General features: G+C 71.2%; 23 protein-coding genes. 14 read left to right on the forward strand and 9 right to left on the reverse strand.

Annotated features, from left to right (window positions below; all coding sequences use genetic code 11):
- The first annotated feature begins 155 nt into the window (after nt 1-155).
- From BN1193_RS00220 to BN1193_RS00250, 7 genes are read left to right on the forward strand one after another with little or no spacing between them, the layout of a single operon-like run.
- On the forward strand, nt 156-1,091 hold the full coding sequence (locus tag BN1193_RS00220; RefSeq protein WP_040162797.1) for a phosphate/phosphite/phosphonate ABC transporter substrate-binding protein: 936 nt from the start codon (nt 156-158) through the stop codon (nt 1,089-1,091).
- Between the two features lie 24 nt (nt 1,092-1,115).
- A complete protein-coding gene (gene phnC, locus BN1193_RS00225) occupies nt 1,116-1,931 on the forward strand; it encodes a phosphonate ABC transporter ATP-binding protein (protein WP_040162800.1) in 816 nt (271 codons plus the stop codon).
- On the forward strand, nt 1,928-3,661 hold the full coding sequence (locus BN1193_RS00230; RefSeq protein WP_230206365.1) for a PhnE/PtxC family ABC transporter permease: 1,734 nt from the start codon (nt 1,928-1,930) through the stop codon (nt 3,659-3,661). Before phnC ends, BN1193_RS00230 begins: the two co-directional genes overlap by 4 nt.
- Nucleotides 3,658-4,785, forward strand: a complete 1,128-nt coding sequence (locus tag BN1193_RS00235) for a TIGR03364 family FAD-dependent oxidoreductase (protein ID WP_040162803.1) — start codon at nt 3,658-3,660, stop codon at nt 4,783-4,785. Before BN1193_RS00230 ends, BN1193_RS00235 begins: the two co-directional genes overlap by 4 nt.
- A complete protein-coding gene (locus tag BN1193_RS00240; protein ID WP_040162806.1) occupies nt 4,782-5,489 on the forward strand; it encodes a phosphonatase-like hydrolase in 708 nt (235 codons plus the stop codon). Before BN1193_RS00235 ends, BN1193_RS00240 begins: the two co-directional genes overlap by 4 nt.
- A 1-nt stretch (nt 5,490) precedes the next feature.
- Entirely contained in the window at nt 5,491-6,633 is a 1,143-nt protein-coding gene (locus BN1193_RS00245; protein WP_094770184.1) for a zinc-binding dehydrogenase, read from the forward strand.
- A 54-nt stretch (nt 6,634-6,687) separates the two neighbouring features.
- Nucleotides 6,688-7,440 (forward strand): phosphatase PAP2 family protein, encoded by a 753-nt coding sequence (locus BN1193_RS00250; protein WP_052460280.1) that lies wholly within the window; start codon nt 6,688-6,690, stop codon nt 7,438-7,440.
- Here BN1193_RS00250 and BN1193_RS00255 read toward each other — a convergent pair.
- The 3 genes from BN1193_RS00255 to BN1193_RS00265 are packed head-to-tail and all read right to left on the reverse strand — an operon-like array spanning nt 7,416 to nt 9,815.
- Nucleotides 7,416-8,078: a response regulator transcription factor gene (locus BN1193_RS00255; RefSeq protein ID WP_040162809.1), complete on the reverse strand. Its 663-nt coding sequence runs from the start codon at nt 8,076-8,078 to the stop codon at nt 7,416-7,418. The two genes, BN1193_RS00250 and BN1193_RS00255, sit on opposite strands and share 25 nt — an antisense overlap.
- Nucleotides 8,075-9,058, reverse strand: coding sequence for a sensor histidine kinase (locus BN1193_RS00260; RefSeq protein ID WP_052460281.1), 984 nt, complete (start codon nt 9,056-9,058; stop codon nt 8,075-8,077). Before BN1193_RS00260 ends, BN1193_RS00255 begins: the two co-directional genes overlap by 4 nt.
- Before the next feature lie 28 nt (nt 9,059-9,086).
- Nucleotides 9,087-9,815 carry an IclR family transcriptional regulator gene (locus BN1193_RS00265; RefSeq protein ID WP_040162812.1) on the reverse strand — a complete coding sequence of 243 codons (729 nt, stop codon included), beginning with the start codon at nt 9,813-9,815 and terminating at the stop codon, nt 9,087-9,089.
- Between the two features lie 150 nt (nt 9,816-9,965).
- On the opposite strand from BN1193_RS00265, the gene BN1193_RS00270 reads away from it, so the two are divergent.
- Both BN1193_RS00270 and BN1193_RS00275 read left to right on the forward strand, forming a co-directional pair.
- Nucleotides 9,966-11,858, forward strand: coding sequence for an FAD-binding monooxygenase (locus BN1193_RS00270; protein ID WP_040163129.1), 1,893 nt, complete (start codon nt 9,966-9,968; stop codon nt 11,856-11,858).
- A gap of 165 nt (nt 11,859-12,023) precedes the next feature.
- Nucleotides 12,024-12,548, forward strand: a complete 525-nt coding sequence (locus BN1193_RS00275) for a DUF4287 domain-containing protein (RefSeq protein ID WP_052460282.1) — start codon at nt 12,024-12,026, stop codon at nt 12,546-12,548.
- Nucleotides 12,549-13,277: 729 nt separating this feature from the next.
- Here BN1193_RS00275 and BN1193_RS00280 read toward each other — a convergent pair.
- Nucleotides 13,278-14,723, reverse strand: a complete 1,446-nt coding sequence (locus BN1193_RS00280) for a DUF6421 family protein (protein ID WP_052460283.1) — start codon at nt 14,721-14,723, stop codon at nt 13,278-13,280.
- A gap of 178 nt (nt 14,724-14,901) precedes the next feature.
- On the opposite strand from BN1193_RS00280, the gene BN1193_RS00285 reads away from it, so the two are divergent.
- The 4 genes from BN1193_RS00285 (at nt 14,902) to BN1193_RS00300 (ending at nt 19,182) form a co-directional block, all read left to right on the forward strand.
- Entirely contained in the window at nt 14,902-16,107 is a 1,206-nt protein-coding gene (locus BN1193_RS00285; RefSeq protein ID WP_040162815.1) for a sensor histidine kinase, read from the forward strand.
- Nucleotides 16,104-16,766, forward strand: coding sequence for a response regulator (locus BN1193_RS00290; protein WP_040162816.1), 663 nt, complete (start codon nt 16,104-16,106; stop codon nt 16,764-16,766). Before BN1193_RS00285 ends, BN1193_RS00290 begins: the two co-directional genes overlap by 4 nt.
- A gap of 212 nt (nt 16,767-16,978) precedes the next feature.
- Complete coding sequence (locus BN1193_RS00295) at nt 16,979-17,740, forward strand: ABC transporter ATP-binding protein (RefSeq protein WP_040162817.1); 762 nt, start codon at nt 16,979-16,981, stop codon at nt 17,738-17,740.
- 59 nt (nt 17,741-17,799) lie between these two features.
- Nucleotides 17,800-19,182, forward strand: a complete 1,383-nt coding sequence (locus BN1193_RS00300) for an ABC transporter permease (protein ID WP_094770185.1) — start codon at nt 17,800-17,802, stop codon at nt 19,180-19,182.
- Between the two features lie 102 nt (nt 19,183-19,284).
- Here the strand turns inward: BN1193_RS00300 and BN1193_RS00305 are convergent, their stop codons facing one another.
- Together BN1193_RS00305 and BN1193_RS00310 are read right to left on the reverse strand one after the other, a co-directional pair.
- Nucleotides 19,285-20,499 (reverse strand): amidohydrolase, encoded by a 1,215-nt coding sequence (locus BN1193_RS00305; RefSeq protein WP_040162823.1) that lies wholly within the window; start codon nt 20,497-20,499, stop codon nt 19,285-19,287.
- A gap of 50 nt (nt 20,500-20,549) precedes the next feature.
- On the reverse strand, nt 20,550-21,050 hold the full coding sequence (locus tag BN1193_RS00310; RefSeq protein ID WP_040162825.1) for a hypothetical protein: 501 nt from the start codon (nt 21,048-21,050) through the stop codon (nt 20,550-20,552).
- 45 nt (nt 21,051-21,095) lie between these two features.
- Here BN1193_RS00310 and BN1193_RS00315 point away from each other — a divergent pair, with 45 nt between their 5' ends.
- Nucleotides 21,096-21,770, forward strand: a complete 675-nt coding sequence (locus BN1193_RS00315) for a 2-phosphosulfolactate phosphatase (RefSeq protein ID WP_052460284.1) — start codon at nt 21,096-21,098, stop codon at nt 21,768-21,770.
- A 10-nt stretch (nt 21,771-21,780) separates the two neighbouring features.
- Here BN1193_RS00315 and BN1193_RS00320 read toward each other — a convergent pair whose 3' ends face one another.
- The 3 genes from BN1193_RS00320 to BN1193_RS00330 form a co-directional block, all read right to left on the reverse strand.
- Nucleotides 21,781-22,788: a hypothetical protein gene (locus BN1193_RS00320; protein ID WP_141396586.1), complete on the reverse strand. Its 1,008-nt coding sequence runs from the start codon at nt 22,786-22,788 to the stop codon at nt 21,781-21,783.
- A gap of 20 nt (nt 22,789-22,808) precedes the next feature.
- Complete coding sequence (locus tag BN1193_RS00325; protein WP_040162830.1) at nt 22,809-23,297, reverse strand: SprT-like domain-containing protein; 489 nt, start codon at nt 23,295-23,297, stop codon at nt 22,809-22,811.
- Between the two features lie 79 nt (nt 23,298-23,376).
- A complete protein-coding gene (locus tag BN1193_RS00330) occupies nt 23,377-23,979 on the reverse strand; it encodes a hypothetical protein (RefSeq protein WP_230206367.1) in 603 nt (200 codons plus the stop codon).
- Nucleotides 23,980-23,995 lie beyond the last annotated feature (16 nt).

Genomic DNA, 23,995 nt, shown 5'->3' on the forward strand with positions numbered 1-23,995 from the left:
GTGCCCGACGACTGGCCGGACCGGCGGGCGAGCCGCCCGTTCACGGCCGCGTCAGAGAGGTGAACACGTGGCGAACGTCCGGTGAGATAGGTATACACGTGGGCGGCCGGATGCGAGCCTTCCAGAGGTTCCGACCCCGTCATCGAAAGGCAGAAATGAACCTCCGTGCCTCCCAGTCGCCGCTGCTCGTCGCCGGTGCCGCACTGCTCGCTCTCGGCCTGTCCGGGTGCTCCACCGCCGCCGGAGCCTCGGGCGGTGCGACCGACACGGCCGCCGCCGACGGCTCGTACGCGGTCGACGCGAACACGCTCGTGTTCGGCGTCGTCCCGGACTCCGCCGACACCCAGACCAACTACCAGCCGCTGATGGACTACATCGCCAAGGAGACCGGCAAGAAGGTCGAGTACCACGAGTCGACCGACTACGCCGCCCTCATCGAGGCCGCGATCGCCGGCAAGGTCGATGTCGCCTCCTTCTCCGGCTTCACCTACATCACCGCGACCAACAACGGCGCGAAGCTCACGCCGATCTCCTCGATCATCACGGAGAAGGGGCAGGAGCCCGGCTACTACTCCGAGGCGATCGTGCCGAAGGGGTCCGCGATCAAGACCCTCGCCGACTTCGCCGGCAAGCGCGTCTGCTTCGTCGATCCGGCCTCCACCTCCGGCTACCTCTTCCCGTCCTACAACCTCCTCAAGGCGGGTGTGGACCCGCAGAAGGACATCACTCCGGTGTTCGCCGGCAAGCACGACGTGTCCGTGCAGAAGGTCGGTGAGGGCAAGGAGTGCGACGCCGGCTTCGCCGAGGACAGCGAGGTGGAAAAGAGCGACAAGGTCGTCTCCATCGCCAAGACGATGGTCCCCGGCGCCCCCCTCGTGTACGCCGACGCGCTGCCGAAGGACGTCTCGGCGCAGCTCGTGAAGATCCTCGCGAACGTCACGGTCGACGACATCGTCGCCGCCGGAGTGACCTCCGCCGACTCGGACGGCTTCCGCAGCGTCTTCTACGGCACCAAGCCGGTGGATGACGCGTACTACGACGTCATCCGCGACATCTGCAAGAAGACCGACGCCAAGCAGTGCCAGTCCTGATCCGCTGACGCCCGGGAGAACGACATGAGCAAGGCGACGACCGAACCCGTCATCGACGTCCGTGGACTGACACGGACCTACGGAACCACGACAGCGCTGCAGGACGTGGACCTGACCATCGGGCGGGGTGAGATCGTCGTCGTTCTCGGGCTGTCGGGCTCCGGCAAGTCCACCCTCCTCCGGCACCTGAACGGCCTGGAGACCCCCACGTCCGGGTCCGTGCGGGTGCTGGGGGAGGACGTGGCGCGGCTGCGCGGGGCGCCGTTGCGCGCCCTGCGCAGCCGAATCGGATTCATCTTCCAGCAGTTCGAGCTGGTGCCCTCGCTGTCGGTGCTGGAGAACGTGCTCACCGGGTCGCTGGCGAGCGTGCGCGGCCCGCGGCTCGGGCTGTTCTCGTATCGCCGCCCGGCGAAGCTCCGTGCGCTGTGCCACCTGGACCGCGTCGGACTGCTCGATCGCGCGTATCAGCGCGCGGACACGCTCTCCGGCGGACAGCAGCAGCGTGTCGCGATCGCCCGCGCGCTGATGCAGAACCCCGAAGTGCTCCTCGCGGACGAACCGGTCGCCTCGCTCGACCCGGAATCGAGTGCGCAGGTGATGGCACTGGTCCGTGAGATCGCCGCCGACGAGGGGCTGACCGTCCTGTGCAGCCTCCACCAGGTCGACCTCGCGATCTCGTGGGCGGACCGCATCGTCGGACTCCGCCACGGTGAGGTCGTCCTCGACCTGCCCACGGACGGGCTCACCAAGGAGCAGGTCATGGAGATCTACGGCCGCGTCGCGACCTCGACCGGCGAGCTCACCGCGGTCGCGAACGAACTGCTGGAGCCGGTGCGGTGACCGCCCTCGCCCCCGCCCCGGTGCGCGGCGCGGCGCGCCCTTCGGTCGCCGAGCGCGCGCCGAAGCGCCCGCTGTCCCCGGAGCGCATCAGCGCCGGCATCACCCTCGCGGTGATCGCAGCGCTCGCGGTCGGCGGGCTCGCCGAGGTCGGCATCTCGATCCCCGACATGATCGCGTCCGGCGACAACGCGGCGCGCTTCTTCGCCCGCGTCGGCGCACTGACCTTCCCCGATCCGGCCGACCTGGTCGGACTCATCGCCCTCACGCTCGGTCTGGTCCTGACCGGCACCCTGCTGGCCGCGGTGCTGTCCGTGCCGATCGCCTACCTGGCCGCCGAGAACACCACCCCGTCCAACACGGCACGCGCCATCGCGCGCTTCATCGGCGTCCTCACCCGTGCGTTGCCGGATGTGGTGCTGGCGATGGTGTTCGTGCTGATGTTCTCGCTCGGCGCGCTTCCGGGCATCCTCGCGATCGGGATCCACTCGGTGGGCATGATCTCGAAGATGTTCGCCGACGCGATCGAGCAGATCGACGAAGGCCCGCGCCTCGCGATCCGGGCGGCGGGCGGTTCCCGGTGGCAGGAGTTCACCGCTGGGATTCTGCCCCAGGTGCTGCCCAGCTGGGTGGCGACCGTGCTGCACCGCAACGACATCAATCTGCGCGGCTCCGTCGTGCTCGGTTACGTCGGGGTCGCCGGGCTCGGGCTCGAGATGTCCTACGCCTTCAAAGCGCTCGACTACGGACGCGGCCTCGGGATCGCGCTGATCATCTTCCTGCTGTGCGTGGTGATGGAGATCGTCTCCTCGGCCGTTCGCGCGGCCATGCTCGGCGAGCTCGGCGCTCGGCGCACCTGGGCGGACCGCCTGCTCGCGCGCGTCCGTCCGCCGCGGACCGCGACCGCCTCGGCGGCGTGCCCGCCGGCGTGGGCGATCAGCCCCGCCACCGCCCTGCACCGTCCGTGGACCGCCACCCGCGTCCGCAACGTCCTCGCGGGCTGGATCACCGTCGCCGTGGTGATCGCGGGGGTCGAGGTGTGCCAGATCCAGTGGGGTGACTTCCTCACCGTCTGGGCCAAGATCCCCGCGGTCGCCGTGCAGTTCTGGCCGCCCACGTTCGGTGTGTACGGCGTCGCGACGATGCTGGAGGCGATGCGGGAGACCATCGCGATCGCGCTCGCCGCGACGCTGCTCGCGTTCCTGCCCTCGCTCGTGCTCGGCTCCCTCGCCGCGCGCAACGTCGCGCCGAATCGCGGGACGCGCCTGACCGGCCGCTTCCTCCTCGTCGGCATCCGCGGCATCCCGGAGCTGATCCTCGCGATCGTCCTCATCGTCATCACCGGACTCGGCATGCAGGCCGGCACGATCGCGCTCGCCGTCGGTGGCATCGGACTGCTCGGCAAGCTTCTCGCCGACTCGTTCGAAGAGGTCCAGCGCGGACCGGAACGCGCGCTCGCGGCCACCGGCGCGACCCGGCTTCAGGTCTACGCCGGGGCCACCGTGCCGCAGGGCACCCGCGCCCTGATCGGGCACGTCTTCTACCTGCTCGACACGAACATCCGCGCCGCCACGATCCTCGGCGTGGTCGGCGGCGGTGGCGTCGGCTACTACTTGCTGAACGCCAGTCAGGGCTCGCACTACGGCATGGTCACCGCGATCGTGCTGATGATCCTCGCGACCGTGCTCGTGGTCGAGGCGATCGCGATGTGGATGCGCAAGGTGTTCCGGTGAACGACACGTACGACCTGGCCGTGGTCGGCGCCGGCATCATCGGTCTCGGCGCCGCCTACGCCGCGCTCAAGCGCGGCCTCCGGGTGATCGTGGTGGACCGCCAGGCCGATCCGCAGGGCGCGACGGTGCGCAATTTCGGTCACCTCTGCATCGGCGAGCAGACCGGCGCCGCTCGGGTGCACGCCGATCGCGCCCGCGAGCTGTGGCTGGAGCTGGGCCGCGCAGCGGAGTTCTGGGTCCGCGAGTCCGGCACCCTCATCATCGCGCGGCACGAGGACGAGCGCGCGCTGCTGGAGGCGGCCGTCGCCGACGACCTCGCCCTCCTCACCGCTGCCGAGCTCGACGCGCTGCTGCCGTCCGCGCCGGGTGTCGCGGTCGGTGGCGCACGGGTGGCGCGCGACCTGCAGACCGACGCGCGCTCGGCGTCGGCCGCGATCCGGCGGCACCTCGCGAGCCGAGGCGTCGAGTTCCGCCTGCGCACGTCGGCCGGTGCGGTCGGCGGCGGCCGGGTGCAGACCAGTCGCGGTCCGGTGTCCGCCGACCTCGTCGTCGTGGCCGTGAACCATGATCTCGACCAGCTGCTGCCGGAGCTCGCCGAATCGGTCGGGGTGGTCCGGTGCGGACTCGACATGCTCCGCGCCCGGATCGCGCTGCCCCGTCCGCTGCCGGCGCCGCTGCTGACCGGATGGTCGCTGCTGCGGTACGGCCGATTCAGCGGGATGGGGGAGACCGCGGTGGTTCGGCAGCGGCTCCATGCCGAGCGCCCGGACCTCGCCGCGCTCGATCTGAACCAGATGTACACGCCGCTGCCGGACGGGACGATTCTCATCGGAGACACCCACGTTCGCGGCGCGTCGATCGCCCCCTTCCAGCCGGAGGCCGCCGCGGACGCCCTCGCGGACGAGGTCGAGACGCTCTTCGGCGCGCGCGTCGACGTCCTCGAGCGATGGCAGGGCGTCTACGCCAGCGGGCCCGACGACTTCCTCGTCACCGAACCGGACGAGCGCACCGTCGTGCTCGCCGCGACGACGGGGATCGGCATGACGACCGGCCTGGGGCTGGCCGAGAACACACTGGCCGCGCGCCTGGACGCGCTCGCCTCCACCGAAGGGATCCTCCGATGACCACCACCCCGACCGAACTCGTCGTCCTCGACATGGCCGGAACCACCGTGCGGGACGACGGCGTCGTGGAGACCGCCTTCCGCCGGGCCGCGGAGCGCACCGGCGTCGCGGCGGACATCGGGTGGGATCGCGCGCTGCAGTACGTTCGCGACACGATGGGGCAGTCGAAGGTGGAGGTCTTCACGCACCTCGCCGGTGGCGATCGTGACCGCGCCGAGGTGGCCACCGCCGCGTTCGAGGCGGCCTACGCGGAGCTCATCGCGGACGGCGGCGCTGAGCCGATCGCGGGGGCGCGCGAGACGATCGAGGCGCTGCGGGCGGCCGGGCTGCAGGTGTACCTGACCACCGGGTTCGCTCCCGTGACTCGGGACGCCCTCCTGGACGCGCTCGGCTGGCGCGACCTCGTGGACGGCGTGCTCTCGCCCATCGATGCCGGGCGCGGGCGTCCGGCGCCGGACCTCGTGCTGGCTGCGGCGCTTCGTGCCCGGGTGTCGGACGTTCGGGCCGTCGCGGTCGCGGGCGACACCGCCAGTGACGTGCGCTCCGGCCTGGCGGCCGGAGCGGGCGTCGTGGCCGGTGTTCTCACCGGCGCTCACGATGAGGCCGCGCTCCGGGCCGCGGGCGCGCACCGGGTCCTGGCTTCGGTGGCGGACCTGGCTGCGCTGCTGCCGGGTGTGGGTGCTCGCGCGAGCGTGATCGCCTGACATGAGGGACACGCTGCAACGGAGCGGCTCGGCGCACGCCTTCGACGTGTGCCTGCGACCACCGGCGACCGCACGCGTCTGGATCGGGCCGGACCACCCGCACGAGACGATCGCCGTGCCCGGGATCACGCTGTCCGCGGGCGAGGCGCTGGTCCGGGTGGAACTGGCGACCGTGTGCGGATCCGACGTCCACACCGTGGCCGGAGATCGCCCGGCTCCTGTGCCGCTCGTGCTCGGACATGAGTACGTCGGTCGGATCATCTCACTCGGAGCGGGTGTCGTGCGCACGGTTGACGGCTCGCCCCTGTCCGTCGGGGATCGCGTGGTCTGGTCGGTGTTCGCGGCGTGCCGGGAGTGCGACCGCTGCCGCCGCGGGCTGCCGCAGAAGTGTCGTGATCTGCGCAAGTACGGTCACGAGCGGATCGGTGCCGGGTGGGAGCTCACCGGCGGGTTCGCGACGCACGTTCACCTTCGCGCCGGGACCGCGATCGTCCGCGCCCCGGAGCACCTGGCCGCGGCGGTGCTGGCTCCGGCCGCGTGCGGCACGGCGACCGCGCACGCCGCGGTCGAAGCGCTCGATGACCTGCTCGATCTGGACGGCGCCGTCGTGCTGGTCAGCGGCGCCGGGCTGATCGGACTGACCGTGACGGCGATGGCGGACGACCGCGGAGCGCGTGTCATCGTCAGCGACCCGGCCCCGGACCGACGGGCGACCGCTCGGGAGTTCGGTGCAACCGTCGTCGTGGACCCGTCGGACCCGGACGCGCTGTCCACCGCCCTCACCGCCCTGCGGGCCACGGAGGTGCACGCGGTCGTGGAGGCCTCCGGAGCGCGGCGCGCGGTGCTCGGTGCACTGGACGCGGTCGCGGTGGGGGGCGCGATCGCGCTGGTCGGCAGCGTGTTCGCGACGACCCCGATCGAGCTGGACCCGGAACACGTCGTCCGCGCATGCCTGACGATCCGAGGCGTGCACAACTACGCACCCACGGATCTCGACGGTGCCGTGCGCTTCCTGCAGCGGACCCGTCGACCGTTCGCCGACCTGGTCAGCGCGCCCGTGCCGCTGTCCCGCATCGATGAGGCGATCGCTCGCGCCGGCGCTGCGGGCGCCCCGGTTCGCGTTGCCGTCGATCCCGGTTCCTGAGCACCCGCTCACCGTCTGGGCGGTTTCTGGGAACCTCGGTGATGCCATCGAGGGATGACACCCGAGACCCGCAGCGATCGAACACCCGTCCGTGACGGGCTCATCCTGATCACCCTGCCGGGGCGAGCCGTCGTGTCCGGTGCGGGCGGTGCGCGGCGCATCGTGCTCGCCGTCGTCGCGGCGGTCGCGCTGCTCGGCGCCGGCCGGTTGCTGACCGCGCACGACGTGGACCTCGGACTCGTCATCGCCGCCAATACCGCGCACGTCGGTGTCGTGGGCGCGCTGACCGACGCCGTGTACCGCGGGCTGGAGCCCGCCTTCGCCCTCGTCCTCGCCCTGCTCGTCGCGGCCGCGGTGTGGTGGCGGGCGCGGGACCTGCGCGCGTCATTCCTGTTCCTCGGGGTGCTCGCCCTCACCTGGTGTCCGGTGATCCTCGCCAAACTCATCGTGGACCGTCCCCGACCGGATCCGGGCCTGCTCGCCCACCCGTTCCTGCCGACACCGACCGACTCGTCGTTCCCGAGCGGGCACACCGCGTTCGTCACGGCGCTGGTGGTCGCGCTGTGGTTCGTCGTTCGGGACCGCGAACGCCTCCGGGCTGCGGTGCTCCTGGTCGGGACGCTCCTGGTCGTGCTGATCGGGTGCACCGTGGTCATCACCGGGTTGCACCATCCGACAGATGCCCTGGCTTCGATCACGTGGGTGCTGTGCGCCGCGCCGGCCGCCCGCTGGGTGGTCCAGGACGTCCTGCTGGCGCGATGGGACCGTGCGCGCTCGGTCCGTCAGTCCGGGGTGCCGACCCGGTAGCCGCTGCCGCGGACGGTGGTGATGAGGTCTCGGTCCGTCTTGCGGCGCAGGTACGACACGTACGTGTCCACGGTTCCGGGGTCCTCACCCCGGCGGAACACGGCGTCGAGGATCACCTCGCGGGAGAACACCCGCTCCGGGTGCTCGGCCAGCAGGGAGAGAAGGGCCGTCTCGGTCCGGGTGAGCATGACCCGGCCGCGGTAGGGCGAGGTGATGCAGGACTGCTCGGCGGAGAACCACCAGCTGCCGATCGCGATGTCCTCGCCGCGGTCGACGCGCTCCCGGGTCAGGGCTCGCAGCCGCGCCTCGAGCTCGGCGAACTCGAACGGCTTGACGAGGTAGTCGTCCGCGCCCGCGTCCAGCCCCGCGACCCGGTCCGCCAGCTCACCCAGCGCGGTCAGCAGGATCACCGGCACGTCGACGCGGCTGCGGCGCAGGCGCGTGACGAGGTCCGTGCCGCTCATGCCGGGCAGGCGCCGATCGACGACCAGGACCGCGACGTGCTCGGTGGTGATCCGCTCCAGTGCCTCCTCGGCGCTCGCGGTCAGGATGACGTCCCAGCGGGCCGCGAGGACATCGCGCATGATCGGTCCGAGTCGCGGGTCGTCCTCGACGATCAGAACCCGAGGCCCGCTCATCGGGTTCCCTCGGCCAGCGGCAGTCGGAGGCGCATCGTCGTGCCGCCGGGGCCGGAGTCGGCGACCTCCGCCGCGCCGCCGGACCGCGCCGCGATCTCGGCGACCAGGGCCAGGCCGATCCCGGTGCTGGTGCGTCCGGGGCGCACCGCATCCTCACCGTGGGCGAAGCGGTCGAACACCCGCTCCGGGGCGATGCCGCGGATGCCCCCACCCTGGTCGGTGATGTCGATGACCGCGGCGCCCTCGACGGTCCGAGCCGACAGGCTGATCTCCGAGCCGATCGGTGCGTGCGAGAGCGCGTTGTCCAGCAGTGCGATCAGGCACCGCTTCAGCCGCGCGGGACCGAGCGTGACGCGGACATCGACCGTGGCGACGGTGATGGTGATCTCGGCGGCCGTGGCGATCAGCGCGATGTCGTTCGCCGCCGCGGTCATCGTCAGCGCGAGGTCGGCCGTGACGCTCGGGCTCTCGCCGGACCCGGCGTGCAGCATGTCATCCACGATGTCCGCCATCGCCGTGACGTCCGAACGAAGCTCGTCCGCCACCGGACGGACCGGACTGCGCTCGTCGAGCAGAGCGCGCAGCTGTTGCGCCCGGGCGCTCATCACGGCGAGGGGAGTGCGCAGCTCGTGGCTGGCATCGGCCACGAAGCGGCGCTGCGTTCGCGCCGCGTCATCGAGCGGACGGACCGCGCGGCGGGCGATCAGCCACGCCGCCAGCCCCGCCGCTGCGACGGCGGACAGGCCCACGATGATCAGCGCGACGGTGATCTGCTCCGGATTGAGGGAGATGCGCACATCACCCGGCTCCGGAGTCTCGGCGCGCTGGCCGGGGGTCGCCTGCCAGAGGAGATAGCCGATGGCGCCGACGCCGCCGAGCACCACGAGCGCGAGCACCACCGCTCCGACCTGGACGCCGATGAGTCGGGCCGAGCGCCGGTACTCGCGCCGCTGCGCGTCCTCGCTCGGCAACGTGCTCATGGCGCGATGGTACTGCCGCGGCCCGTGTTCAGCCTTCGCCGAACGCTTCGCGGATCACCGCGATCGATCGTTCCAGTCGGGCGGCGATCGCGGTCTCGTCCGCGGGGGTGGCACCGAGGTGCACCACGGCGATCGCGGCCGGACGCTGGCCGCGCACGGACAGCGGGGCCGCGACGGCGCGGACCGTCGGGATCACCTCATCGTGGCTGGTGGCGATCGCGCCCGCGCGGATCGCGCGGACTTCGTCCGCCAGGTGTGCGCTCATCCCGTCCGGCCACTCGCTCTCGGGCAGCAGCGACAGGATCGCCTTGCCGGGCGCGCCGACGATGACCGGGTGGCTGGCGCCGGGGCGCTGGGCCATCGACGCGACCGCGTGCCGTGGTTCGACGCTGGCGAGCGTCACGCACTGGTCGCGCTCCAGGACGGCCAGGAAGCTCGTCATCCCCAGTTCGTTCGCGATGGCGGTCAGTTCCGGCAGGGTCTCGGCCTGCAGGTTCCGTGCCACGCCGGCGGACAGCGCCGCGAGCCGGACGCCGAGGGTGACGAGCCCGGCGGCGTCTCGCGACACGAGCCCGTGGTCCTCGAGCGTGCGGACGAGGCGGTAGGCGATCGAGCGGTGCACGTCCAGCCCGGACGCGATCTCGTCGATGGTGAGAGCGCGATGCGCATCGGCCAGTACCTCGAGGATCCGGATGCCCCGGCTCAGCGTCTGCGAGGCGGGTCCCGGTGTACCGCCCGCTCCGGCGTTCGCCATCATCGTCCTCTCCGCTGCGGAGTGACCCTTGTCAGGCCCTCCACGGTCACCTACGATTGCCGTGTTCAATAGTAGAATTCCAGATTCGATTATCGAACACAAGCCTGAGAGCAGCGACCTGGACGATGGCCGTCGAGGAAGGGATCGATGACGATGCAGTTCCACCACCACGGCTATGTCTCCGGTGACCCGCGGGTCCGTCCGGCGGCGGGCACAGGTCTTGACCGTCCCGACGACCTCCCGGACACGATGGACGTTCTCATCGTCGGTTCCGGTCCCGCCGGCATGCTGCTGGCCGCCCAGATGACGGAGTACCCGTCGGTCATGACGCGGATGATCGAGCGGCGCCCCGGGCGACTCGTGATCGGTCAGGCGGATGGCATCCAGGCCCGCAGCAACGAGACGTTCCAGGCGTTCGGCTTCGCCGAGGAGATCATCCACGAGGCCTTCCAGCTGACATCGATGAACTTCTGGAGCCCGGATCCGGACAACCACGGGCACATCATCCGCACGGCGCGTGAGCTCGATGACCCGCGACACATCAGCGAGTTCCCGCACATGATCGTCAACCAGGCGCGCGTGCTGGACTACTTCGCCGCGTACGCCCACAACGGTCCGGCCCGCATCCGTCCGGACTACGGGTGGGAGTTCGTCGATCTGACCGTGGAGGACGCCGGGGAGTACCCGGTCCGGGTCACCGTCCGCGGCACCGCCGGGCCGCAGGAGGGCAGCGAGCGCGTCATTCGGGCCAAGTACGTCGTCGGGTGCGACGGGGCGCGATCGCGGGTCCGCGACGCGATCGGTCAGGTGCCGGTCGGGGATCAGGCCTTCCACGCCTGGGGCGTGATGGACGTCCTCGCCAACAGCACCTTCCCGGACATCCGCACCAAGTGCGCGATCACCTCCGAGCACGGCAGCATCCTGCACATCCCGCGTGAGGGTGGGTTCCTGTTCCGCATGTACGTAGACCTCGGCGAGGTAGGCGAGGGCGACAACCGCTCCATCCGGTCCACCACCATCGAGCAGATCATCGAGCGGGCCAACCAGATTCTGACGCCCTACGCGATCGACGTGCGCAATGTGGCGTGGCACAGCGTGTACGAGGTCGGACACCGCGTCACCCCGAAGTTCGACGACGTGCCCGCTGAGCTCACCGGCTCGAAGGCCCCGCGGGTGTTCATCACCGGCGACGCCTGCCACACGCACAGCGCGAAGGCGGGGCAGGGCATGAACGTGTCCATGCAGGACGGGTTCAACATCGGTTGGAAGCTCGGACAGGTGCTCGAGGGGCGCAGCGATCCGTCGCTGCTGGACACCTACTCCGGCGAGCGCCAGGTCATCGCGCAGAACCTCATCGACTTCGACAAGGAGTGGTCCGCGATGATGGCGCGCAAGCCCGAGGACTTCTCCAGCCCGGACGAACTCGCCAAGTTCTACACCGACACCGCCGAGTTCCCCGCCGGCTTCATGACCCAGTACACGCCGGGCGTGCTCACCGGGAACGACACCCACCAGGCGCTCGCCGAGGGGTTCCCCATCGGCAAGCGGTTCAAATCCGCCCGTGCGGTGCGGGTCGCGGACACCAATCCGGTTCACCTCGGTCATCACGCGCGGGCGGACGGACGCTGGCGCGTGTACGCGTTCGCGGACGCGGCGGCACCCGGCGAGGCGTCGAAACTGACCGACTGGGCCGAGTGGATGCTGACCTCACCGTCCTCGCCCGTGGTCCGGTTCACACCGGACGGTGCGGACCTCGACGCCGTCTTCGACGTCAAGGTGATCTACCAGCAGACCAACGACCAGGTCGACCCGACGCGGGTGCCGGCGATCTTCCGTCCCGAGGTCGGACCGTTCCGGCTCACCGACCACGAGAAGGTCTACGCCGCCGATCCGCAGCGCGGGGACATCTTCGACGAACGTGGCCTCAGCCGTGATGGTGTCGTGGTCGTGGTGCGGCCGGACCAGTACGTCGCCCACGTCCTGCCGCTCTCGGCGACGGACGAACTCGCCGCCTTCTTCGCCGGCAACATGCTCGACCAGCACTGAGCCGGTCCCGCTGGTCGGCCGGTTCCGTCTCGACCGCATGCACCGGGGCGGGACGGGAGCGGGGCACGCCGGACCTGCGGCCCTGGACAGCGGCGTGTCGGACGGGATCCCCGCTGCCGTGCTCGGGGTGCGGTCCGTCGCCGTCAAGGTCGTAGGCTCGGGGGCATGGCGCGGCGGCAGGAACAGAGCAACGGACCCGCGGCGATGCGCGCCGCGACGGGACGGACGCAGAGCGAGTGGCGCCTGGTGCTGGATGAGGCCGGCGCGGCGGCCTGGTCCCATCCGCAGACGGTGCAGTGGCTGCTCACCGAACACGCGCTTCCGGCATGGTGGGCGCAGGGGATCACGGTCGACTACGAGCAGACCCGCAAGGGGCGCGAACCCGGGCAACGGGCGGACGGCACCTTCGCGACACAGAAGTCCCGCACCCTGCCGGGTGACCGTCTCGCACTGCTCGCCCGAGCCGCGGACGCCCTCGCGGTGGAGTATGGCGAACCCCACGGTCAGTCCCTCGATGCCGCATTGCCGAACGTCCGGTGGCGGCTGCCGGACGGGACCCGACTCTCGGTCGCGGTCGGCCCGCAGCGCGCGACCGGTGCGGCGGTGACCGTCACGCAGGAGCGGATCCCGGACGCCGAGACCGCGGCGACCGCCCGCCGGCGATTCGCGGACGTGCTCGCCGCACTCTGAACGCGGCCCCCCACCCACGGGTCGGCCGGACGCCCGTGGCAAGCGGGCTCATCGTGCTGGGTGCGCGCCCGCGTCGACCGGCCGGATGCGCTCGCGTGACGGCTCGATAACGGCCCGGGGGGGGCGGCGGGCGGGGCCCCGCCTCTCGGCCGCGGTCGGCCCGCGGCGCGCGCCCGGGGCGGCGGTGCCCGCCACGCGGGGGCGGACCCCGGCCGCCGAGCCCGCGGCGCCCGGCCGCCGGCGATTCGCGGACGTGCTCGCCGCACTCTGAACGCGGCCCCCCACCCACGGGTCGGCCGGACGCCCGTGGCAAGCGGGCTCATCGTGCTGGGTGCGCGCCCGCGTCGACCGGCCGGATGCGCTCGCGTGACGGCTCGATAACGGCTTGTGTCCACGGCACGTGTCGCTGTTGACACTTCTTCGCGCACGCCCGTACGGTGAGAGCAACGAGCCGGGTTCGCCCGGATCGTTCTGTCTCCGCCGGGCGTCCCCTCCGGACGCATGGCGGAAGCTGAGATCGGGCAATCGGGACGGCGCCCGACCGTGACACTGTGATGAGCGGTCGGACATCGTGCGCGACTCAGCTTCCGCGACGGGCGGAGGCCGCTCAGTGGGGGCGCGTCCCGAATACGTGTCACCCCCTCGCGCGGATCGGCCACCGCGCCCCCGCTGAGCTTCGAACGACGACGGGCCCGGGCATCTCTGCCCGGGCCCGTCGTGCGACGTCGCTCAGTCGGTTCCGCGGATGCCCTTGGTCGAGGCGATGACGTCGGACATCTTCTTATCCAGCGCCTCGAAGAACATCGACAGTGGGAACTCGTCGTCCAGCACCGCATCGGTGAACCCCTTCGGGGGGCCGGAGAGGATCTCGTCGCTCAGCCCCCGGTTCCAGGCCGAAGCCGGGTGCGGGGTCACGGTCTCGCGGACGAGGTCGTACGCGGCGAGCCAGTGCACCGTCTTCGGGCGGTCGATCGAGCGCCAGTACAGATCATCGATCGCGTCCCCGAGCGCCACCACGGCGTCCGGCAGGCGGTCCCACTCGATCGCGAGGGAGACGTCCGTCCAGTGCAGCACGCCACGGCGGTGCAACCAGGCGAACAGCAGCTGCCCGCCGAGCCCGTCGTAGTTGCGCACCCGCGCGCCGGTCAGGGCGAAGCGGAAGATCCGGTCGAACAGCACGGCGTACTGCACGAGTCCGGCCTTCTCCAGCATCTCCGTTTCGGACGCGTCGAGCTCCTCGCCCGCGTCGACGCGCGCCTGCAGCGACCGCTGGATCTTCACGCTCTCCCGGAAGGCGGTCAGATCGCACCGCATCTCCTCCAGTGAATAGAGGAAGAACGGCATGCGCTGCTTGATCATGAACGGATCGAACGGCAGGTCGCCGCGCATGTGCGTCCGGTCGTGGATGATGTCCCACATCACGAACGTCTCCTCGGCCAGCGTCTGGTCGGTGAGCATGCGCGCCGCGTCCTCGGGGAGGTCGAGCTTGGTGATCTCGGATGCCGCCGCGACGACCCGGCGGTACCGGGCGGCCTCGCGGTCCTGGAAGATCGCACCCCACGTGAAGGTGGGGATCTCCCGCATCGCGACGGTCTCCGGGAAGAGCACGGCCGAGTTCGTGTCGTAACCGGGGGTGAAATCCACCAGTCGCAGGGACACGAACAGCTTGTTGCCGTAGTCGCCGGCTTCCAGGTCCGCGATGAACTCGGGCCAGATGACCTCGACGATCAGCGCCTCGACGTGCCGGTTCCGCGAGCCGTTCTGCGTGTACATCGGGAACACCACGAGGTGACGCAGGCCGTCGATCCGGTGCTGCTGCGGCTGGAACGCGACGAGGGAGTCCAGGAAGTCCGGAACACCGAAGCCCTCCTGCGCCCAGCGGCGGAAGTCCGCGACCAGGGCGGTCAGGTACTCGGCGTCGTGCGGAAAGCGCGGGGCGAGAGCGGTCACCGAGGCGATGATCGCATCGACCAGCTCGCCGGACCGGACGTGATCCGCGGCCTCGGCGACGGAGCCGTCCTTGACCTGGAGGCCCTGGAGCTCGGTCGCGGCCGCCCTGAGCGCGAGCCAGTCGGGGGAATCCTCCACGCCCGTCGCGAAGCCGTCCTCGACGACCTCGGGCTCTCCGATGATGGCCTTGTCGGCACGGGAATCGTGCGTCTGGCTGATGGGCATGGGAACCTCCGATCTCGAGGCTCGGGCCGCAGCAATGCATGGCGCCACGCCTGGGGGAGCGGGGCGGCGGCGGGTTGACGGGTTATCAGACGAAATCCTAATGCCCCGCAGCCGGGTGCGGACAGGGATACATCGACCGACGGATGTGCGTGCGCGTCGGGCTGGATAGCGTGGGGGAGTGTTTCGCAAGCTCACTCCCGCCCAGCTGACGTGGGACCTCGTCGGCGCGGTGCTGCTGCTGGTGCTCGCGTTGGCGACGACGGCCGGTGTGGACGGGCGGCTGTGGCACGCCGGCGGCACACCGTTCCAGGTCACGCTCTCGCTCGTCGTGGGCAGCGTCGACACCGTCGTGATGTGCATCGCGGTGGCGATCCGACGGTGGTCCCCCCCGCTCGCTCTGGCGGCGGCCTGGGTGAGTGCCGTCCTGCAGATGGCGTTCCTGCTCACGCCGGGCATCGAGAACCTCGGCGTCTTCATCGTGCTGTTCGCGACCTCCGCGTACGGCAGTCGACGAACGATGTGGTGGGGGCTCGGATCGGCGGGAGTGGGGGCCGCTCTCGCCTCCGCCTACATGCTCCTGATGGAACGGGACCTGCGTCTGCTCGGTCTCGGCGGCGACTCGCTGTGGGCCACCCTCTTCCTCGGCGGACTTCTGCTGGTCGCCAGTCTGGCTTCGTGCGGCCTCTCCTGGGCGGCGGGACTGCTGGTCCGGATGCGCCTGCGCAACCGTCGTCTGGAGCAGGACCGCCTGGTCGCCGAGGCGCTGGCGGTGGCCGAGCAGCAACGCAATCAGATCGCTCGGGACATGCACGACGTCGTGGCGCACTCGCTCGCCGTGGTGATCGCGCAGGCGGACGGCGCCCGCTACGCCGCCGCGGCGGATCCGACGGCTGCGACCGATGCGCTCGCGACCATCGCGACCACCGCGCGGGGGGCCCTCGGTGATGTTCGACTGCTGCTCACACAGCTGCGGCACTCGCAGGCGGAGGGACCGCAGCCGACGCTGGCCGACCTGGAAGCGCTGTACGCGCAGGTGCGGGGTGCCGGTGTGGATCTCCGGGTCGACGTCGACCCGGTGCCGCGGGCGGACCCGCCCGGCGCGGTGCAGATCGCCGTGTACCGGGTTCTCCAGGAAGCGCTGACCAACGCCCTCCGTCACGGTGACGGGTCCGGCGTGGACGTGCACCTCGCGTGGCATCCGGACCGGGTCGACCTCGGGGTGCGCAACGTTCTCGGTCCCGACGGCGGTGCCCCCTCCGGCGGGCATGGACTGATCGGCATGCGCGAACGCGCACAGCTGGTCGGTGGCAGACTCGATGCGGGGCCGAACGGCGCGCACTTCGACGTCCGGGCCAGCATTCCGATCCAGCAGGAGGACGCATGACGCAGGGGACCGGGTCCGCTCCGATCCGACTGGTGCTCGTGGACGATCAGGCGCTGTTCCGCGCCGGCATCCGCATGCTCGCCGGTTCACAGCCGGACATCGAGATCGTCGGCGAGGCCGGCGATGGTCGGGAGGCGCTGGAGGTCGTCGAGCAGACCCACCCGGACGTCGTGCTGATGGACATCCGCATGCCCGTGATGGACGGGCTGACGGCCACCGCCGAGCTGCTGGCGAGGCCGAACCCGCCGCGCATCGTGATGCTGACGACGTTCGACCTGGACGAGGCCGCGGCCCGCGCGATCCAGCAGGGCGCCAGCGGATTCCTGCTCAAGGACGCCGATCCGGAGGCGCTGCTCGCCGCGATCCGCACGGTGCACTCCGGATCCAGCGTCATCGCCGCGGCCGCCACCCGAGACCTGTTCGCGCACTTCACCGGGGCGAACACCCAGCCCCTGCCGCCGGAGTACGAGACTCTCACCGAGCGCGAGCGGGAGATCTTCGCCCTGGCCGCCCGCGGGCTGAGCAACGCCGAGATCGCGCGGCGCGAGTTCCTGTCCGAGGCGACGGTGAAGACGCACATCAGTCGGATCCTGACCAAACTGGCGCTGCGCGACCGCGTTCAGCTCGTCGTCTTCGCGTTCGAGCACGGCCTGGCCTGACGCTCCCACCCGCGACACTTCTGCCGCGCTTTTCCTGGCGATTTCGGGAGCAACCCCGGGGTCGCTCCCGCCCGCGGCAGAAATGTCCGCGTGGAAGTGCAGATATCGGGAGCGACCGCGCCGGCCGACGGACGGGCCGATCATCCTCCCGATGTAGGCGGATGAGTCCGGCGGCGGACGCGTCGCGGACGGCGGATTCCTAGCGTGGAATCATGCAGATCACGACTAGCGATCTGGGCCTGGCCGCCCGGGTCCAGCACCTCACCAAGACTTACGGCTCGGGGGAGAGCACGGTTCGTGCCCTCGACGACATCAGCGTCGGTGTCCGCCGGGGCCAGTTCACGGCGATCATGGGCCCGTCCGGCTCCGGGAAGTCGACGCTGATGCACATCATGGCGGGCCTGGACACGCCCACGGAGGGGCGCGTCTGGGTCGGCGATGACGACATCACCGACCTCGCCGACACCGAGCTGACGCTCCTGCGCCGCCGTCGGATCGGCTTCGTCTTCCAGGCCTTCAACCTCGTGCCGACCCTCGACGTGGCCGGCAACATCGCGTTGCCGATCGCCCTGGACGGCCGGGCCCCGACGGCCCTGGAACGTGCCCGCATCGACCTCCTGGTGGATTCCCTGGGGCTCGCCGACCGCCTCACGCACCGACCGCACCAGCTCTCGGGAGGGCAGCAGCAGCGGGTCGCGATCGCCCGGGCGCTGGCCACGGCCCCGGACCTGCTCTTCGCCGATGAGCCGACCGGAAACCTCGACTCCCGCACCGGGCGCGAGGTGCTGCAGTTGCTGGCGACCGCGAGCCGCGAGCAGGGGCAGTCGATCGCGATGGTCACGCACGACCCGATCGCGGCGTCCTACGCCGACCGCGTCCTCTTCCTCGGCGATGGACGCATCGTGGCCGACAAGCCGCGTCAGACGCCGGAGCAGATCTCGGCGTACATGCTGGCGGCCGAGGTGGCGGCGTGAGCGCGCTCGCCGTCCCCGTCGCCCGGCGAGTGCCCCTGGCCTGGCTGCGTGAGCGAGGAATGGGGGCGACCGTCCTGGTATCGGGGCTGTCCGCGGGCTTCGGTGTGCTGCTGATCGCCGCGACCGGTTACCTGGGTGCGATGCTGCGCGCCGATCCGTACCTCGGAGACTCCGACGACCTGGCGATCGTCGTGACGATCCTGTCCGTGCTCCTGATCGGGATCGCGATGTACGTGGCCGCGATCGTGACCGCGAACACGTTCGCGACGATCGTGGCCGGACGCACGCGCCAGATCGCGCTGATGCGGCTGATCGGAGCCTCGGCCCGATCCGAGCGGGCCAAGGTCGCCCGCGAGGGACTCGGTGTCGGTGTGATCGGCGCCGTCGTCGGACTGCTCGTCGGCACCGTGATCGCCGTGATCGCCGTTCCGATCATGAACCGCCTGCTCGGCCACGTTGGTCTGGACTACTCGCCGCTGCAGCCCACCCTGGTGCTGCCCGCGGCCGCGGTCGCCCTGACCACCTGGTGCGCGGCCTGGGCGGGGTCGCGTCGGGTGCTCACCGTCGCACCGTTGCAGGCGCTGTCCGGGGCCGAGGCGCGCAGCGCGGTGGAGGTGCGCTCCCGCACGCGCACCGTGACCGCCGTCGCACTGCTCGTCGCGGGGGGACTGCTGCTGGCAGCCGGCGTGCTGGCGGGGCTCGTCTCGCCGGGCGGCGTGATCATCGCCTTCGTCGGCGGTGTCCTGTCCTTCACCGGGCTCGCGCTCGGTGCGACGTTCATCATGCCGCCGGTGCTGCGTCTCGTAGGGCGACTCTTCGGCGGCAGTGCCACGGCCCGTCTTGCGGCGGGGAACGCGTTGCGCGAACCCGAACGCTCCAGCCGGATGGCGATCGGTGTGGTCATGGGCGTCACCCTGGTGACGATGTTCGCCGTCGCCGCGGAATCGGCGAAGTCCGTGCTGACGGCCGCCTCCGGTGGCACCCCCGACCCGCAACTGAACGCCGTGCTGGACGGATTCTCCGGCGTGATGATGGGTCTGGTCGGCGTCTCCGCCGTGATCGCAGCGGTCGGGCTGGTCAATCTGCTCACGATCGGCGTCGTGCAGCGCCGCCGCGAGCTCGGCCTGCTGCGCTCGCTCGGATTCACCTCGCGCCAGGTGCGGACCATGGTGCTGCTGGAGGCCGCGCACGTCTCCATCGCGTCGCTGCTGACCGGCCTGGTGCTCGGGGTCCTCTACGGGTGGATCGGTGCGCAGTCATCGCTGGGCGCGGTCACGGTGCCTCCGGAATACACGTCCCCGACGTTCGTGCTGCCGGCGGTGCCCTGGGTGGTCATCGTCGGGGTGATCGTCGCCACGGTCCTGCTCACCCTTGCGGCCGCCGTCGTCCCCACTCGCCTCGCGACCCGGATCACCCCCGTCCAGGCTCTCGCCGCCGATTGACCTCGCACCCGCGTCAAGTCAGGCTCAGCCCCAGGACCTCGCCGGGGAGCCGGGAACAACCCGTGGCGGGGAACGACTTCCGGCGGCAGGGGCCGGTGGACCTCAGGGGCGACCGCGATAGCGGAGCAGGACGGCCAGGGCCGCGGAGACACCGGTGCGCAGCGCGCCGGGTCCGTCGGGGCCGAACTTCGGCGAGTGGTTGCTGATCGTCGGCGCCCCCGGCGGGAATCCGCCGAAGTACCAGTACACGAGCGGAACGTCGATGGCGTCCGCGAAGGCACCGACGTCCTCCGATCCGGTCGCCGCGGCGGGCATGCGCAGCACCTGGTCGGCGCCGAACTCCTCGGAGAGCGCCGCGACCACCACCGTCGTCTGCTCCGGGTCGTTGTAGCACCGCGGGAACCGGTTCAGCTCGCCGATGTCGACGGACGCGCGGACCGCCTCCGCTTCGGACTGCAGGATTCGCCGCAGGGCGGCGAGCACGCTCTCGCGGGTGCGTTCGTCGGGGGTGCGGATGTTCACCGTGAAGGTGCACAGGTCGGGAATGATGTTCGGCGCGGTGCCGCCGGCGATGGATCCGACCGTCACCACGACGCCGGCGCCGGGCGCCACCTCGCGCGAGACGATCGTCTGCAGCTTCATGATCATGGACGCGGACGTCACGATGGGGTCGATGGCGGCGTTCGGCTGCGACCCGTGCGCCTGCTTGCCGCGGACGGTCACCGTGAAGGAGTCCGCGAGACTCATCAGGTTCTGCGCCTTCAGGGCGGTCATGCCGATCTCCAGCGGCATGACGTGCTGGCCGAGCACCACCGAAGGTCGAGGAGCACGGTCCCACACTCCACCGGCGATCATCTCCGCGGCGCCGCTGCCGGTCTCCTCGGCCGGCTGGAACAGCAGCACGATGGTGCCCGCCCACAGCTCCGGGTGCGTGCGCAGATGCTCGACGGTGGCGAGCAGACTCGTGAAGTGCGTGTCATGACCGCACGCGTGCATCACGCCGACCTCATTGCCGTTCAACTCTGCCCGGTCCGTCGACGCGTACGGCAGTCCGGTCTCCTCGGTCACCGGAAGTCCGTCGATGTCCGCGCGGAACGCCACCGTCTCGCCGGGACCGTTGTGCAGGACGCCGACGACCCCGGTCTCGCTCACCCGGAAGTGTTCGACGCCGAGGCGGTCCAGTTCCGCCTCGATACGGGTCGTGGTCCGCACCTCCTGCCCGGACAGTTCCGGGTGACGGTGCGCGTCCTCATAGAAGGGCAGCCATCGCGCGACGAGCTCGTCGAGGTCCGTGTCGTCCAGGTCCGTTTCGGTCATGCCGCCAGCTTCGTCCGCCCCCGCAGGCGACGCAACCTCGCGCCGGGGGGTCAGGCGTCCTCGAACTCCGGATCGTAGGCCCAGCTCGGCGCCAGCGCCACGATGCGCGCCTGCCGCCACTGCCACGCCGCCCACAGGGCCGGCCACAGGACGGGGGCCGCGGCGCCCCCGATCACGAGGCGGTCCCGCCACAGCGTGCGGTCCGGGTGGCCGGGCACCGGGCTGGTCGCGATCTGATGATCCCAGACATCCAGCGCCGCCAGCGGACCGGACAGGGGGATCCCGGTGTCCCGCAGGATCCGGACTCGGGCTCCCGCCACCACCCGCTCGGTCTCGCTGATGTGCACGAGCTGCTTGCCCACCGGAAGCACCCCGGCGGCCCGCATCTGGAGGGCGCCCTCATCGCCCGGTTCCCATGCGGTCGGCAGACCGTCGATGGACTCCAGGCCGATCAGCGGGGCCGTGATCTCGGTCAGCACCGTCGGCGAGTGGACGGCACGCCAGGCGGCGGCGGCGTCACAGGCGATGGTGAACTTCAGCAGCACGCGCATGCGGCCATCCTGCCCCGGCCGAGGAGTCATCCGTAGAGTGGTGCGGTGAACCCGGCGCATTCTCAGCAGCCCCCGACCGATTCGGACGCACCGTTCGCGCAGTCGATCCACCGCGTGCGCACCGAGTGGGGGGTGCCGGGCCTCGGACGTCTGGCGCCGGCGGATGTCGTGGTCGTGGTCGACGTGATCCGCTTCTCGACGGTCATCTCGGCGCGGGTCGCGGCGGGGGAAGAGGTTCCGATGGTCGAGATGCGGCCGCGTTCGCTCAACGGTGCGGCCGTGGCGGACACCGCCGCCGGGCTCCCGCACCGACCCGTCGTTCTGGCCGGGTGCCTGCGCAACGCGGGTGCGATCGCGGACGCCGTTCTCGCGCTGCAGAGCGAGAACGGGGAACCGGTCAGCGTCGCCGTCATCGCCGGCGGCGAGCTCACTTCCCGGGATCCGGACGCGGACCTGCGCTTCGCGATCGAGGACCAGCTCGGCGTCGGGGCGATCGTCGACGCCCTCGCCGACCGAGGCATCGACGACGCCTCCCCGGAAGCGACGGTCGCCGCTGCGGCTTTCCGGGCGGTGCGCCCGGCGCTACGGCACCTGCTGGGTGCGTCCGGGTCCGGGCGGGAACTGGTCGGGCACGGAAACGGTGAGCTCTCCGCCGAGGCTGCGGCGTGGAACGCGGACGCGGTCGCGCCGCGACTGCAGGACGGGATCTTCCGGGGCTGACCCGGCCGCGTCAGCCGGCGCCGCCGCTGACCATTTCCGGGACGCCGTTCGCGAAGCTGACCACCAGCGGCGCTGTTGAGAGCACGATGCCGTCGGCGGTGCGCAGCGGGCCGGTGGTGAGCTTCGCGTCCTCCTCCGGCTCCGTCCACATCGCCAGGGCGCCCGGCTCCGTGTCGCCGGGATGATCCACGATCAGGATCGCGCACCGGGTGGGCTTCTGGCCGTCGTCCGTGACGAACGCCCACACGCGTGCGCCGTCCAGGTTCGCCAGCAGCGTCGGTGATCCGGTGCGCGGTTCGGTCAAGCCGGTGATGAGTTCCAGGTCAGCGGCGAGAACATCGGTGGTGGTTCCGGTCGTCGTTTCCGTGACCGGGGGAACCGGCGACATCACCGCGCGACCGTCGTCCCACGTGATCTCATAGGTCATCGTCTGCGACCCCGCGGAGTTCGCCGCGCGGACGGTCTCGGTCAGCGGGGTTGGGTCATCCTTGGCGCGGCACTCCAGGGGCTGGATCGGGACGGACGGAATATCCGGAAGCCCCGTCGTCAGGCAGCGCACTCGTCCGTTGCTGTGCGTCCCGGCGAGGTAGACCGTGTCGTCGATGATCCCCACGATCTGCGGAGAACCCTCGTCCCAGTTGCGCAGAGCGTCCACCTTCGCGAACACCGTGGCGACCCCGTCCGACACGATCGGGACGGTCTGCGCGGACAGCGCCGCGTGCGCTCCCCAGCCGCCCGCGGTCCCGAGCGCCACCAGCAGAATGCCGCCCACGACGGAGGTGACCCACGGGCGTCGCCCGCTGCGGTTCGAGGTCGTCGTCGTCGAGGCCTCGTCGTCGCGCGCCGACGTCCCGCCCTCCGCGGGCGACGCCGCGCTCGCGGTCGGGGCTGCGGCTCGTGCACGCGCGGTGAGCCGATCCAGTTCGGCCGCCTCCGCCGCACTGAGGCCGTTGTCGGCGGTGCCGAAGCGCCGACGTTGCAGAGCGCGCAGGCGGAGACGGTCTTCGTCGGACAACATGCCGTCCATCATGCCGTGGGTCAGCGGGGCAGGAGTGCGGCCCGGCGGACGGCCGCGGTGATCTCGCGCTTGGCCCACCGGAACCGGTAGCGCTCGTCGTAGCGCTTGGAGCACTGCACGCAGGAGGTGGGGCGCGTCGGCCTGCGATGCCGGTACGCGGTGTGGCCGTTCGGGCAGACGCCGACCCACGGGGCCAACTCCGTCGCCGTCTCGCCGCGGTGCGTTGTGCCGCCGACGTAACCGAGGTCGCGGGCCACCCGCTTCCAGGCCGCTCCGTGGCCGGCGGACGGGCCGGCGATGGCGTGGGCCACCTCATGAAGCAGGGTCTGGTGATTGGTGTCGTCGTCGTAGCGTGCGGTCAGGTACCGCGAGACGCTGATGCGCTTGCGGCCGTAGTCGCAGAGTCCGGCGCGGCGCTTCGCGTTGTCGAAGCCGAACGTCCACGTCCCATCCAGATGCAGGGCGATGAGGGCGTCCGCCCACACCTGCACGCGCTTCAGATCCGACACGGGCTCAGCCTAGGCCGCGCCGGCGACGTCGAGCCGGAGCCCCCGGGCGGCGACGGGAATCCACGGTGGGGAGGAACCGTCAGGGACGCGCGGCGCGTTCGGCCGCCTCGACCAGGTCCGCCGGCTCGCTCGCCACGTCACCGCTCACGGATTCGTGGGCCTGGGCGGACTCATGGGCCCAGCGCTGGTCGGCGGAATCGACCGCCATGAGCGTCGATTCGAGGTCGTCCTCGGAAGCACCGGACTGCTGGCGGAGGAACAGCGCGTGCTTGAAGTCGCGCCGCGCGCTGTGGAAGTCGCCGTTGTCGTAGTGCACGCGGCCGCGGTGCTGGGCGGCGAAGGCGGCGATGGCGGGCCAGCCCTGACCTTCGCCCTCGGCCATGCAGGTGGTCAGCTCCTGCTCCGCCGCGATGCTTCCGCCGCGCGAATGGACCACCGACGCGTGCAGCACGCGGGCGCGCAGAAGGTCTTTCCGGGTGCCGCCCATACGCGCCTGGCGCACGGACTGCTCGGAGACGGTGAGCGCCTCATCGAAGCGGCCCAGCACCTTCAGCAGCCAGACGCGCTCCATCAGATCGGGCAGGCTTCGCTGCGCGCCGATCTCCTCGAGACGCTGTTCACACTCGCGCGGATCGATCAGCTCGCGCAGCGTCTCGGGATCGTAGCCACGAATCAAACCCACCACTGCCCGCTCCTTC

This window comes from Microbacterium gorillae, from assembly GCF_000826185.2.
GTDB classification, from domain to species: Bacteria; Actinomycetota; Actinomycetes; order Actinomycetales; family Microbacteriaceae; genus Microbacterium; species Microbacterium gorillae.

Coding starts and splice junctions, on each gene's coding strand:
- BN1193_RS00220 (WP_040162797.1), top strand. CDS start 156: ATGAACCTCCGTGCCTCCCAGTCGCCGCTGCTCGTCGCCGGTGCCGCA.
- phnC (WP_040162800.1), top strand. CDS start 1,116: ATGAGCAAGGCGACGACCGAACCCGTCATCGACGTCCGTGGACTGACA.
- BN1193_RS00240 (WP_040162806.1), top strand. CDS start 4,782: ATGACCACCACCCCGACCGAACTCGTCGTCCTCGACATGGCCGGAACC.
- BN1193_RS00245 (WP_094770184.1), top strand. CDS start 5,491: ATGAGGGACACGCTGCAACGGAGCGGCTCGGCGCACGCCTTCGACGTG.
- BN1193_RS00250 (WP_052460280.1), top strand. CDS start 6,688: ATGACACCCGAGACCCGCAGCGATCGAACACCCGTCCGTGACGGGCTC.
- BN1193_RS00255 (WP_040162809.1), bottom strand. CDS start 8,078: ATGAGCGGGCCTCGGGTTCTGATCGTCGAGGACGACCCGCGACTCGGA.
- BN1193_RS00260 (WP_052460281.1), bottom strand. CDS start 9,058: ATGAGCACGTTGCCGAGCGAGGACGCGCAGCGGCGCGAGTACCGGCGC.
- BN1193_RS00265 (WP_040162812.1), bottom strand. CDS start 9,815: ATGATGGCGAACGCCGGAGCGGGCGGTACACCGGGACCCGCCTCGCAG.
- BN1193_RS00270 (WP_040163129.1), top strand. CDS start 9,966: ATGCAGTTCCACCACCACGGCTATGTCTCCGGTGACCCGCGGGTCCGT.
- BN1193_RS00275 (WP_052460282.1), top strand. CDS start 12,024: ATGGCGCGGCGGCAGGAACAGAGCAACGGACCCGCGGCGATGCGCGCC.
- BN1193_RS00280 (WP_052460283.1), bottom strand. CDS start 14,723: ATGCCCATCAGCCAGACGCACGATTCCCGTGCCGACAAGGCCATCATC.
- BN1193_RS00290 (WP_040162816.1), top strand. CDS start 16,104: ATGACGCAGGGGACCGGGTCCGCTCCGATCCGACTGGTGCTCGTGGAC.
- BN1193_RS00295 (WP_040162817.1), top strand. CDS start 16,979: ATGCAGATCACGACTAGCGATCTGGGCCTGGCCGCCCGGGTCCAGCAC.
- BN1193_RS00300 (WP_094770185.1), top strand. CDS start 17,800: ATGGGGGCGACCGTCCTGGTATCGGGGCTGTCCGCGGGCTTCGGTGTG.
- BN1193_RS00305 (WP_040162823.1), bottom strand. CDS start 20,499: ATGACCGAAACGGACCTGGACGACACGGACCTCGACGAGCTCGTCGCG.
- BN1193_RS00310 (WP_040162825.1), bottom strand. CDS start 21,050: ATGCGCGTGCTGCTGAAGTTCACCATCGCCTGTGACGCCGCCGCCGCC.
- BN1193_RS00320 (WP_141396586.1), bottom strand. CDS start 22,788: ATGTTGTCCGACGAAGACCGTCTCCGCCTGCGCGCTCTGCAACGTCGG.